Annotated in this window: 12 protein-coding genes; 3 read left to right on the top strand and 9 right to left on the bottom strand. The window is 31.5% G+C overall.

All coding sequences use genetic code 11. The annotated features are described in order from the left end of the window. Both SULYE_RS01755 and SULYE_RS01750 read right to left on the bottom strand, forming a co-directional pair. A partial coding sequence (locus SULYE_RS01755; protein WP_043989025.1) for a sigma-54-dependent transcriptional regulator occupies window positions 1-1165 on the bottom strand: 1165 nt, incomplete at its 3' end. Next, complete coding sequence (locus tag SULYE_RS01750) at window positions 1162-3183, bottom strand: two-component system sensor histidine kinase NtrB (protein ID WP_007545912.1); 2022 nt, start codon at window positions 3181-3183, stop codon at window positions 1162-1164. The genes SULYE_RS01750 and SULYE_RS01755, both read right to left, overlap by 4 nt. A gap of 96 nt (window positions 3184-3279) precedes the next feature. Here SULYE_RS01750 and SULYE_RS01745 point away from each other — a divergent pair, with 96 nt between their 5' ends. Next, window positions 3280-3531, top strand: coding sequence for a DUF6952 family protein (locus SULYE_RS01745; protein ID WP_007545910.1), 252 nt, complete (start codon window positions 3280-3282; stop codon window positions 3529-3531). Window positions 3532-3913: 382 nt separating this feature from the next. After that, the gene (gene dxs, locus SULYE_RS01740; RefSeq protein ID WP_007545908.1) at window positions 3914-5809 is read left to right on the top strand and encodes a 1-deoxy-D-xylulose-5-phosphate synthase; all 1896 of its coding nucleotides are present in this window, start codon (window positions 3914-3916) and stop codon (window positions 5807-5809) included. A gap of 462 nt (window positions 5810-6271) precedes the next feature. Here dxs and SULYE_RS01735 read toward each other — a convergent pair whose 3' ends face one another. From SULYE_RS01735 to hemJ, 7 genes are all read right to left on the bottom strand, one after another. After that, window positions 6272-6865 (bottom strand): GGDEF domain-containing protein, encoded by a 594-nt coding sequence (locus SULYE_RS01735; RefSeq protein WP_007545906.1) that lies wholly within the window; start codon window positions 6863-6865, stop codon window positions 6272-6274. After that, complete coding sequence (locus tag SULYE_RS01730) at window positions 6862-7998, bottom strand: FIST C-terminal domain-containing protein (RefSeq protein WP_007545904.1); 1137 nt, start codon at window positions 7996-7998, stop codon at window positions 6862-6864. The genes SULYE_RS01735 and SULYE_RS01730 overlap by 4 nt, the downstream gene beginning before the upstream one ends. Before the next feature lies 1 nt (window position 7999). Then, window positions 8000-8776, bottom strand: a complete 777-nt coding sequence (locus tag SULYE_RS01725; protein WP_007545902.1) for a TonB family protein — start codon at window positions 8774-8776, stop codon at window positions 8000-8002. Window positions 8777-8779: 3 nt separating this feature from the next. Further along, window positions 8780-8935, bottom strand: coding sequence for a hypothetical protein (locus SULYE_RS08305; RefSeq protein ID WP_198001789.1), 156 nt, complete (start codon window positions 8933-8935; stop codon window positions 8780-8782). Between the two features lie 200 nt (window positions 8936-9135). Then, window positions 9136-10212 carry a 3-isopropylmalate dehydrogenase gene (leuB, locus tag SULYE_RS01720; protein WP_007545900.1) on the bottom strand — a complete coding sequence of 359 codons (1077 nt, stop codon included), beginning with the start codon at window positions 10210-10212 and terminating at the stop codon, window positions 9136-9138. Between the two features lie 232 nt (window positions 10213-10444). Beyond that, window positions 10445-11272, bottom strand: coding sequence for a carboxylating nicotinate-nucleotide diphosphorylase (gene nadC / locus SULYE_RS01715; protein WP_007545898.1), 828 nt, complete (start codon window positions 11270-11272; stop codon window positions 10445-10447). A gap of 1 nt (window position 11273) precedes the next feature. After that, window positions 11274-11702: a protoporphyrinogen oxidase HemJ gene (gene hemJ / locus SULYE_RS01710; protein WP_007545896.1), complete on the bottom strand. Its 429-nt coding sequence runs from the start codon at window positions 11700-11702 to the stop codon at window positions 11274-11276. 291 nt (window positions 11703-11993) lie between these two features. On the opposite strand from hemJ, the gene SULYE_RS01705 reads away from it, so the two are divergent. Then, window positions 11994-12476, top strand: a complete 483-nt coding sequence (locus tag SULYE_RS01705; RefSeq protein ID WP_007545895.1) for a phosphatidylglycerophosphatase A family protein — start codon at window positions 11994-11996, stop codon at window positions 12474-12476. Window positions 12477-12638: the final 162 nt, after the last annotated feature.

The following is a 12638-nucleotide window of genomic DNA, read 5'->3' as shown; positions in this document are numbered from 1 at the left end:
CTATAAATTGTCCTTTTGCAAAAGCGATTATACATGCTTCATTTACAACGTTTTGAAGTTGCCTTACATTCCCAGGCCAAGAATAATTTATAAGCACTTCTAATGCATCTTTTGAAAAACCTTTAACATCTGTGTTGTATTTTTTATTAAACTCTTCTAAAAAGTAATAAGCAAGAACGGGAATGTCTTCTTTTCTTTCTCTAATTGGGGGGATTTCTATTTTTATACCCTCTAATCTATAGTATAAATCTTCTCTAAACTTTCCCTGATTTACCAATTCCTTTAAATCCTTGTTTGTTGCTGCAATGACTCTTACATCTACTTTCTTAGCACTTACATCACCTATTCTTCTAACTTCCTTATCTTGCAAGAATCTTAAAAATTTTGCTTGAAGGTCTAATGGAAGCTCAGATATTTCATCTAAGAAAATTGTTCCACCGTCTGCAAGCTCTAAGATACCCGGCCTATCGTTTTCCGCACCGGTATATACTCCTTTTTTAGCTCCGAAGAATTCTGACTCCATAACATCTTTAGAGATAGTAGCACAGTTGACCGGTAAAAAAGCATTGTTTCTTCTTTGACTTGCTTCGTGTATTGCCCTTGCGAAAAGTTCCTTACCGACACCGCTTTCTCCATATACAAGTACAGTAAAATCAAAGTTTGCGATTTTTATTGAATAATCAATAATTTCTTGCATTAATGGATTAATCGTTATTATATTTTTAAACTTATCTCTTGACTTAATGATGTTTAATTGAGATTTATGGTACTGACTTTCTTTAATTGCTTTAGTCTTTTTGACAGCACTTTCTATTAGCTTCCAAATCTTCTCATCATTAAAATCCACAGGTTTAGATATATAATCATATGCTCCATTTTTCATACATTCCACTGCTGTATCAACGGTTCCGTAGGCTGTAAGTATAATAAAGCTTACAAAATCATTATACTTTCTGATTTCTTTTAGAAATTCATTACCGGCAAGACCTGGCATTTTTAAATCAGAAATAATAAGGTCATAATCATTATTTTTTACCATCTCTACAGCTTTAACAGGGTTGGATTCTATATCTACTTTATATCCTTCTTCCTCTAATATTTCCTTAAAAGATACCAACAAATCTTCTTCATCATCTACAACTAAAATATATCCCCTTTCCATCATTCGCCCTCTTCTTCATTGTACGTTGGAAATATTAAAATAAATTCGGTTCCTTCACCTTCTTTACTATTGACTAACATTTTACCACCATGGTCCTGAACAATTCTATAACTTACTGCAAGACCAAGCCCTGTCCCTTTTTCTTTGGTTGTAAAAAATGGTTCAAAAATCTTATCCATTATTTCTTCCGGAATTCCCTTTCCTGTATCTTTTATTACAACTTTCACATTTCCTTCTCTTTTTAAAGGAACTATTTTTATTGTTATCTTACCTTTATTTTCTATAGCTTCTATTGCATTTAAAATTAAATTAATAAATAGTTGTATTAATGCATTTTTGTCACCTTTTATATAAGCATCCATCAATTTCTTTGAAAATGAGATATTACTTTTTTGTGCTTGGAGTATAGCTAATTTTATTGCTTCTTCAATAACTTCCCTAAGATTTACTTTTTCAGCTTTTGTATAATATGGCTTGGAAAAATTCAATAATCTTTCTATTATATCCGTTGCCCTAATTACATTTCTTTCAATCCTTTCAATCGATTCTAAAATACTATCAATATTGTCAACATTCGAACATAATTTTTGAATTCTTCTTTTTACCATAAAAGCACTTTGATTTATGATTGCTAATGGGTTTTTTATCTCATGGGAAATACCGGCAGCCAATCTACCAATAACTGCAAGCTTTTCCGACTGTATAATTTGATTCTCCATTTCTTCTTTTTCTGTAACATCTTCAAAAACAATAACCATACCGTTTAATGTTTCTTCAGAAGAGATTGGAAAGGCTTTTACCTCGAAAATTCGGTTTAATGCTTGATCTTTGATTTTTGTTTCAAACTCTTTTTTTGTATAAAGGACATCTTCTAAATATACTTTTATTGAGTCAAAAAATGGGAAAGCTTCAAATAAATTTTTGTTAATTGTAGTTTCATGGCTTGTAAACTTTCTTGCAAAATTATTTAAAATTTCTATATTAAAATCTCTGTCTAAAACTACAATGCCTATATTCACAGCTTCTATAGTTCTATAAATTAAATCTCTTAATTTAACTATTTCCAAGAAGTAATTTGTTTTCGCAATAATGTTTGAGATAGAATTAGCGTATGTAATCAAATACTCAATCTCTTCCGGTGTTAATGAAGTTTTAGAATAAACTACCAAATAACCTAAAAGACCTTTTTCATCTTTCAAAGGTATATAAATTAGCTTTTCATCTTCGAAAGTTGAGACGGTAGTTTTATCTTTCATTTCTTCTGTGATAATCTTTAAATTTGGGATAAAGCCTCCTTTCTTAGATAAATTTTCATTTGAAATATATATGTATGCGCCTGCATATCCTAAATCTATTAAACCTTCTACAATTTTTTGAACCATTTCTTTCAAAGAAATCTCTTTTATAATAAAAGTATTAAGCTTAAATAACTCTTTTAATTTTTTGTAAGCTAATTGTAATTTAAGCTCAAGTTTTTCGTATTCTCTTTTTACTTCTATCTCTATTGTTCTTGCAATTTTCTTCTTAAACTCCTCTTGATTTTCTTCCAAATTTTCTTTATACTCTAAAATTTTTAAATACACAAAAAATAGTAAAATTAAAGCAATACCATAACTAAAGAAATTTAAATTTATTAAACTTAAAATAATGGATACAGAGATAACACTTAGCCAAATTTTTTCAATGGTTTGGGAGTTTTGATTTAAAACTACCAATCCTAAAAAATAAAAAGCTTTTATAGATTTGAAATCTTGGAAAAAATTAACAATCAGTGTTAAACTGATATAGTAAGCGATGACAATGAATAGTATCTTAACATTCTCTTTTTTGAATTTTGCATGAAATACTAAAGACAAAAAGAATAAAGATGAAATATCAAAATTTATTCCTTTATATTTGAGCAGATAATCTATAATATATATTAAAATAGCTGATATGATAAAAATATCCTTTCGTTTAATTGTATTTGTAAGAAAGGAGATTAAAAAGTAAACTATGGTTATTGCGATAACCGCTTCCAATTTAAAAAACCTTCAGAATTATGCTTTTTTTCATGGAAAATTACCATGATTTTATTAATGTAATATTATACAAAATTTATTGACAGGGAAATAAAAATGAATTTAAAAGAGATAAAAGATATTGCGAAAAAGTTTACACCAGAAGAAATTGAAATGTGTATAAATGAGACTCTAAAAAATGGCGAACCTTCTCCTCAAGAATGTAAAGTATCAGGTGATATAGTAGAAAAATTAAACACCTTGGCAAAAGCACAATTTGTTAGAGAGCTTGTAGAAAAAGGATACAGTGAAATAGATGCAATTAGAGAACTTGCAAGAAAGATTAGAGAAATTCAATCAATTAAATAAAAGCTTGAAAGGTTAAAATATAAAGTAATAGAAAGTACTTTCAAATTTTAACTAAGTCTAAAATTTAATTAACCTTTTCATTTTCATTCTGCAGCCGTCTAAAAAAATCCCTCCATTTTTTTACCTATTGCTTCTCGATTTCTATCTTCTCATTTTTTAAATGATAAGAACGCCGGACTAAAGTCATCAGGATGGCGTAAAGGTATGCTTTATTTACACATGCATTGTAAAACTTGCAGGAATTTTAGAAAATTCTCATTTAAATTAAAAAGTTAATTACTAAAATCATCTATCATTTATCACGCTTCACGTTAAGCATATTTGAAAACTATATAAATATGTATAATATATACTTCACTACCTATATGAGAGGTGCTTTGATATGAGAGATTATCCCATGTTAGAAAAAATAAATAACTATAAAGATTTAAAAAATTTAAATAAAGAAGAGATCGAAAAACTCTGTGAGGATATAAGAAGCTATATTATCGATGTTACATCTTTAAATGGCGGGCATATTGGACCATCACTTGGAACTGTTGAATTGACCGTTGCTCTACTTATGGCTTTTGACCCTGAAAAAGACAAAATCGTATGGGATGTAGGGCATCAAACATACGCTTATAAAATTCTTACAGATAGAAAAGAACAGTTTAGAACATTAAGACAGTATAAAGGAATTTCTGGATTTTCTAAGATAAAAGAAAGTAAGTATGACCATTTTGGAACTGGACATAGCAGTACATCTATTTCAGCTGCACTTGGTTTTAGAGTTGGAAAAGATTTAAAAAAAGATGATGCTTATACCATTGCTGTTATTGGCGATGGGGCTATGACTGCTGGTCAGGCTTTTGAAGGATTAAACAATGCTGGCTGGCTTGACCCATCAAGGTTTATAGTAATTTTAAATGATAATCAAATGTCTATATCTCCGAACGTTGGTGCTATATATACTTACTTTAATAAGATAATCACAAAGCAAGTTTTCCAAAAACCGAGACAAAAATTAAAAGAAGCTATCAATAAAATCTTTGGAGAGCAAGGTGTAAAAATATTTAGAAAGATAGAAGAGTATACAAAAGGGCTTTTTGCTCCGGGACTTATATTTGAAGAGCTTGGGTTTACATACGTCGGTCCAATAGACGGACACAGTCTGTTTGATTTGGAACAAACCTTGGAAAATATAAAACAGATGAGAGGTCCGATTTTACTCCATGTGATTACTCAAAAAGGAAAAGGGTATAAATATGCAGAAGAAAATCCAACCACATTCCACGGAGTATCTCCTTTTGACAAAATCTCCGGCGTGTTTAATAAATCATCAAACTTGCCAACTTACAGCAAGGTTTTTGGTGATGCATTAGTAGAGATTGCAGAAAAAGATGATAAGGTCGTTGCCATTACACCTGCAATGAGGGAAGGTTCTGGACTTGTAAAGTTTGCAGAAAAGTTTCCGGATAGATTTTTTGATGTAGGAATAGCAGAACAGCATGCAGCAACATTTGCAGGAGCGCTTGCACTTGAAGGCTTTAAGCCTGTTGCAGCTTACTACTCAACCTTTTTACAAAGGGCTTACGACCAAGTAATACACGATATAGCACTTCAAGAACTACCTGTATTTTTTGCGATTGACAGAGGCGGTTTAGTTGGTGATGACGGTCCAACTCATCATGGGGTTTTTGATATTGCTTTTTTAAGACCAATTCCAAACATGATTATAGCTTCCCCAAAAGATGAGCAAGAGCTTAGAGATTTACTTTATACAGGATTAAACAGCAAAAGACCTTTTGCTCTAAGATACCCAAGAGGTACGGGGTACGGTGTAAAAATGGAAGGTTTTAATACAATTGAAATAGGAAGCTGGGAAATCTTAGACGAAGGAAGAGATATAGCAATTCTTGCAGTTGGAAAGTATGTTTACAGAGCATTAGAAGTTAAAAAACAGTTAAGACTTAAAGGATTTAATCCAACAGTAGTTAATGCAAGATTCATTAAACCAATGGATGAAAATTTATTAAATAAACTTTTAAAAACTCATGAATTTGTGATAACCGCTGAAGATGGAGTGTTAAACGGTGGCTTTGGTTCAGCAGTTGCTGAGTTTGTAATTGATAATGGTTATTCTAACAAAGTTTTAAGATTTGGCATTCCGGATAAATTTATTGAACATGGAAAGGTAGAGCTATTAGAAAGAGATTTAGGTTTAGATGTAAACAGCATGGTAAACAAGATAGAAGAATTTTTAAAAGTTAAAAAAGCAGTTTTAAATACTGCTTGATTTTAGTCAAGGAAGTGAAAATTTGAGTTTATCATTCACCCTTTGGCTGTCATCCTGAAGACTTTGGTCTGAAGAATCTTCTCTTTCAAAGAAGATAAGAAAGTGAGAGGTAAAAGACTGAGATTCTTCGCTATCGCTCAGAATGACGTTGTTTTTCCTTTGCCATCCTGAACACAGTGAAGGATCTCCTCTTTTGATTTTTGAAAGCCAGGATGAGATTCTTCGTTATCGTTTATAATGACACTATTGATTGCTTAAGAGTGTTCCAAAATTCTCGTAAGCTTACCTTTCCGTGTCATCCTGTGGCTGTAAGCCGAAGGATCTCTTTTTTGATTTTTTGATTTGAAAAGAAAAATATGAGATTCTTCGCTTCGCTCAGAATGACAATTTTGATTTTTAGAACAGTCTTATCGATCGCTTTGACATTTAAGGACTTTCATTTAATAGATTTCTTACTACCAATTATTTCTGCCGTCTTTTCCTTTCCATTTTCTCTTCATACATTCTCCTATCAGCTAAGATTAGCATAAGATTTAAAATTTCTTCTTCATTTAAACTCTCTGGCTCTACTTCTTTTAAATTGGCTACTCCATAGCTGAAAGAAAGATTGAAATCTTTAAAAGCTTCTTCAAAAACTTTTCTAACTTCTTCAATTCTGTCTTTATTTGGAAGATTTTCAATAACTACAACAAACTCATCACCGCCAAGCCTTGCGATAATATCATAATCTCTGAATGTTTGTTTAAATAATTCTGCAACCTTTTTAAGGACATCATCTCCTTTGGTATGTCCGTAGTTATCATTGATTGGTTTAAAATTATCAAGGTCTATAAATATTATTGAAAAATCTCTATTTTCTCTTAATCCTTTTTTAATTAACTTAACTACAAAATCTTCAAAATACTGTCTATTGTATAGACCTGTTAAAGAATCTTTTACTGCCATTTCATATGTTTCTTTATAAATTCTTTCTCTGTTAGCTATAAAATAATCGTATTTTTTAGTAACTTCGTCAAGTAAACTTTGAAGAATTTTTATTTTTACTTCTTCCCTCATCTTTCTTTCACCGCCAAAAGTAATGAAGTTTCGTTATAAAGTTTTAGCTTTTTATAATGTTTGTCAGGTCCTATTTCTCCAAATGTAAAAAATCCAAACAATGGGCAGTTTAATACTGACGTATAAATTTCTGGTTCTTGATTTTGTTTATCTTCAAGAACATATTGCCTTGCTATACATGAAAAATTGATAGCAAAATCTGGATAATTTATAATACTTTTAGTCTGTTTTGCAATTTTTAAATCTTCTTCAAGAAGTTCTTCTGGCGTTGCAAAGGATAGTTTAAAATGTTGTCCTTCTTTTATTTGTCCGAAAAACTCTACATAATCTTTACCAATTTCTTTAAACGTTCTTAAAGTTGCAACGTAGCCATCTTCTTCATCAAGAATATTTATTGGGCAATACCATAGATATCTGATATCCGGATTTTCAAAGTCTCTTAAAAAGTTTTGAACTATATAAGAAAAATTTTTACCATCATCGACGGTGTAAAGTTTGTATCCGTCAGCTTTTTTAATTTCATAAGTAATTCCATAGGGTTTAAAACCAAGAGCTACTTCAATATTATACTCTACATTATCAAATGTAAGAATGAAAAAGCCATTTTTTATCACTATATTGTCTACAAACTGATAGGTTAACATTTCGTTATTTTCTTCATTTCCAGAAGAGATGCCACCGATTATATTCTTTATAGGCCAATAATTTAGATTTTCTGAAAGCTTTTCAATAAAAAGTCCGAATTTTTCTTTACATAAACCACCAATTATTACATGAAGCTTATCTTTAAAAGTATTTAAATAGTTTGAAGTTTTCTCAAGCGAATCTTCTTTATCAATATCTTCTACATAAAAAAGATTTATTCTTCCTTCTTTTTCAAATTTTATTACCGCTACAACAACTCCCTCAACTATATTTTCATTTTCAAAGGTATTAACGGCATGAAAGCCGGCATAATTATTTGTTTGAAATATCTTTTCTATTAAGTAAGGTAAATCTTGATAGCCATATTTTGGATGGATGGAAAAAATCAGAAAATCATAACTATCAAATCTTTTATCTATCTTATCTTTTAATTCTTTAAGAGCAAAGAAAAAAGATTTTTTATTTGAAGAAAAAACCTCTACTATCATCTTACTCTCCTTTTCCAAATCTTACCGTCACAATAGCCCACTGGGTTTGATTTGTGTTTGATGGATTAAACTTCCATTTTTTTAAATATTTTATAACAGCTGTATCTATCTCCGCATCTCCTGTAATATTAATTAATTCCACTTTTTCAACGTTTCCGGATGGGCTAATCCATATTTTAGCTTTTACTGACGGCTGTGATATGGATGATGTAAGCTTGGGTGGAGGTGGCTTATATAATAAACTTCTGCTTAATGCCGTTCCTTCCGCTGATTTATCTATATCTGATAATTTTTGCCCAAAAGATAGACTTTCTTCTTGATTTGATTTTTGTACCCCAGACCCTTCCGGATTTTTACCAATCTGGCTTAAAAGTTTTAGATTTTCATCTTCAATCTTTAATGTTTCTTTTTTTATAGGAGATTCTTGAGGTTTATCTTGAATTTTTTCTGCCGGCGTTGTTTTTGATGTAGTCTCTTTCTTCTCTATTTGATTTGCTTGAGACTTTCTAACCGGAAGATCTTTTTTCTCTTCATTTACAATAGGATTTTTAACTTTTACTTCTTCTTTTTTTGTCTGAACCGGTATTTTTTTGACTTCTACTTTTTCTATTTCTTTTCTTATTTCCTCAATTTTAATCTCAATGGGTTTTTGAGTATCTACACTTAAAGTCGGAAATGGAACGATTTTTAGAAAAATGTATAAGATAATGTGAGTTATTAGCGATACTTGAATTCCAACTATTAAAATTTTCCTGTCTTCATATACCGAGATTTGCATTTTTTAGCTATGTGTAGTTAAATAATGAAATATTAAATACAAAACTCCGATAAATATCAATACTTTTATAATGATTCTAAAAGCAAGACCGACTAATTTCATTACTAAATATGCTACGATAAGGATTATTATAAGTTTTATAAATTCTACGTCATTCATCATCTGACTCTCTTTAACAATAAATAATTTATAAAATACGTCGGGGTGAGAAATTCAACAAAAACATGAGATTCTTCGCTTACGCTCAGAATGACATCCAAGGTCATTCTTCCTTTAATGCTTATCATTCAACCTTTTTCTGCCATCCTAAGGCTATAAGCCGAAGAATCTCCTTTTTAAATTCTAAAAAAGTGTAAACTTTATCCTATTCTCTTAATTATTTCTTCTGTCATTTCTACAGTGTTTACTCTTTTAGTGCCAGGAGACCAGATATCGCCTGTTCTGTATCCATCTTCAAGAACTTTTTCTATTGCCCTTTCTATGTCTCTTGCAGCTTCTGGAACTTTGCATGTTATTTCAAGCATCATCGCTGCAGATAAGATTGTTGCTATTGGATTTGCAATTCCTTTTCCTGCTATATCCGGTGCTGAACCGTGGATTGGCTCATAAAATGCATATCTTTCTCCAATGCTTGCAGACGGAAGCATTCCAAGACTACCGGTTAAAGCTCCAGCTTCATCAGAAATAATATCTCCAAAAATGTTTCCGGTTACTATCACGTCAAAATCTTTTGGTCTTCTGATAAGCTGCATAGCACAATTATCTATATACATATGCTCAAGTTCTACATCTGCATAGTCAGCATGAACTTCGTTTACAACTTCTCTCCATAATCCGCTAACTTCTAAAACGTTTGCTTTATCTACGCTTGTAACTTTCTTTCTTCTATTTCTTGCAAGTTCAAAAGCAAGCTTAGCAATTCTTTTAACTTCGTGTTCATAATAAATCATTGTGTTGTAGCCAACCCTTTCACCATTTCTAACTTCTCTTCCTCTTGGCTCTCCAAAGTAAACATCTCCTGTCAATTCTCTTAAAACTACTAAATCAACCCCTTTAATAATTTCTGGCTTAAGCGGTGAAGCATCTAATAAAGGTTCATATGCTTTTGCCGGTCTTATGTTTGCAAAAAGTTCAAGCTCTTTTCTGATTCTTAGCAATCCTTTCTCCGGTCTTTTGTCTGTTGGTAAGTTGTCCCATTTTTCACCACCTACAGCACCAAATAAAATTGCATCGCTTTCTTTACATATCTTTAATGTTTCCGATGGCAATGGGTCTCCTGTCTCATCAATAGCAGCACCACCAACAAGCCCAAATTTGTACTCAAAAGTTAATCCATATTTTTTAGCTACTACATCAAGAACTTTTAACGCTGAGTCAATAATCTCCGGTCCAATTCCATCACCGGGCAAAACTGCAATTTTAAAATGTTTTTTCATTTACATCCTCCTATTTATTTAAACTTTAAACTAATATGCTTCGGACGAAAAATTCAATAAAAACATGAGATTCTTCGCTTCGCTCAGAATGACAAACAAGGCTATCCTTCCTTTAATGCTTATCAATCAACCTTTCTCTGTCACCCTGGGGCCGTAAGGCCGAAGGATCTCTTTTTTTTAAATTCTATAAAAACCACTAATTTCTCACTCCAAGTTATATACTTTCTCCTATTTATTTAAATTTTAAACTAATATCAAGCCATTTGGCAGAATGAATTACCGCTCCGGTTGATATAAAATCCGGTCCTGCTAATGCATAATCTCTTATATTTTCTATTGTTATATTTCCGGATACTTCAATAAGCTTTGACTTATTAATAAGTTTTACTGCCTTTTTTACATCTTCGGCAGACATGTTATCAAGCATGATAATATCAACAGGATTTTTTAATGCTTCTTCAAGTTGCTCAAAGCTTGAAACTTCAACTTCTATCTTAACCATCGGTGAGACCTTCTTTTTAATCTGATTTACCGCTTCTGTTATTGAACCGGCTAAAGCTATATGATTGTCTTTTATCATTACCATGTCATAAAGTGCAAATCTGTGATTATCTCCACCACCAGCTTTTACAGCGTACTTTTCAAAGGCTCTAAATCCTGGAGTTGTTTTTCTTGTGTCCAGTAGTCTAACACCTGTATCTTTTATTTTTTCTACGTATTTGTTTGTTAGGGTTGCTATTCCGGAAAGTCTTTGAACGATATTTAAGCTTAATCTTTCAGCTTTTAAAATGCTTTTACCACTGCCATAGACTATAGCTAAAATGTCTCCTTTTTTTATGGACACTCCATCTTTTACAAAATTTTCAAGCTTACAACCACCTACCAAATTATAAACTTCCTTGGCAAACTCAATTCCGGCTAATATCCCATCTTCTTTTGCTATCATGTAAGCTTCTATGTATCTATCTGTATCTAAATTATCCGTTGTTATATCCTGGTGTCCTACATCTTCTTCCAAAAACTCTAAAAGCTTTTTTCTTACGAAATTTTTGTCCAGCATCTTAAAACGGTCTCACAATTACTAAAATCACTATTAATATTAACAATAGTGTTGGTATTTCGTTGTATATTCTGAAAAATTTGCCGGATTTATCGCATGCATCTTTTTCAAACTTTCTTCTAACATATTCATTATGAAAGAAATAAGCTATCAAAACAGCTACTAATGTTAGCTTGGCATGAAGCCATCCGCCGGATTTAAAAAGTTCAGGGTTCATAAATATCATGCTTAAACCTGTGATGAGAGTAATAACAAACGCCGGAACGCCGATTACGTAAAAAAGCCTTTTTTCCATTATTTTAACAATCTTAACAAACTCTTTATTATCTTTGTTTTCTGCATGATAGACAAAAAGTCTTGGCAGATAAAATAAAACCGCCATCCAAGAAACCATAAAGATTATATGTATAGCTTTTATCCATAGATACATTTGCAAACTCCTGAGTGTATTTTGTTTATCTATTATATAATATTATTCAAGCCGAAGGCTTCATATGTTATAATACGTCGAGTGAGAAATTCAACAAAATCATGAGATTCTTCGCTTCGCTCAGAATGACATCTTAGGCTATCCTTATCTCTGATATTTATCATTCAACCTTTTCCTGTCATCCTGAGGCCGTAAGGCCGAAGGATCTCCATATCTAAATTTCATAAAAATCACTAATATCTTATCCAAGGTATATGTTATAATGAAATTAAAATATTTATCGGAGTTTTAATGAGTTTAAAAGACCATATTGCACTATTTTTAGCCACTTCATTTTACTTAGGTAAATTTCCCATTGCACCCGGAACGGTTGGAACACTGGGAGCGATACCGTTTTTTTATTTATACTGGGATAAAGGACTTTTAGCTCAAATCTCTATTACTTTATCTGTGTTTTTTATCGGCATCTGGGCATCTTATGAAGTAAGTCAAAAGTATAATGATAAAGACCCATCTTTTGTAAGCATTGATGAGATAGCCGGCTATATGGTAACTATGCTTGGAATCAATACAGCAAACATACCTTTAAATCAAGCTCTGATGTATTTCTTACTTGGCTTTGTAATTTTTAGAATAGTAGATATTCTTAAGCCACCACCAATTAAAACCTTAGAAAAATACCCAATGGGAATTGGCATTATGGCTGATGATATTTTAGCCGGTGTTTACAGTTGGATAATCTTACACGCATTAATATACTTCTTTAAATTTTAAAATAGGGGTAAGAAATGATTACATACAAAGATGCTGGTGTAGACATAGAAAAGGCTGATAAGTTTGTAGAAGAGATTAAAGGTTTTGTTCAAAAAACATTCACGAAAAATGTAATCACGCCAATCGGGGGATTTGCATCTGCATACTTACTTGAAATAAGTA

The sequence above is a fragment of the Sulfurihydrogenibium yellowstonense SS-5 genome, from assembly GCF_000173615.1.
Classification (GTDB): Bacteria; Aquificota; Aquificia; order Aquificales; family Hydrogenothermaceae; genus Sulfurihydrogenibium; species Sulfurihydrogenibium yellowstonense.
The sequence above is the reverse complement of the archived record's forward strand: the minus strand, read 5'-3'. Positions and strand labels throughout refer to the sequence as shown.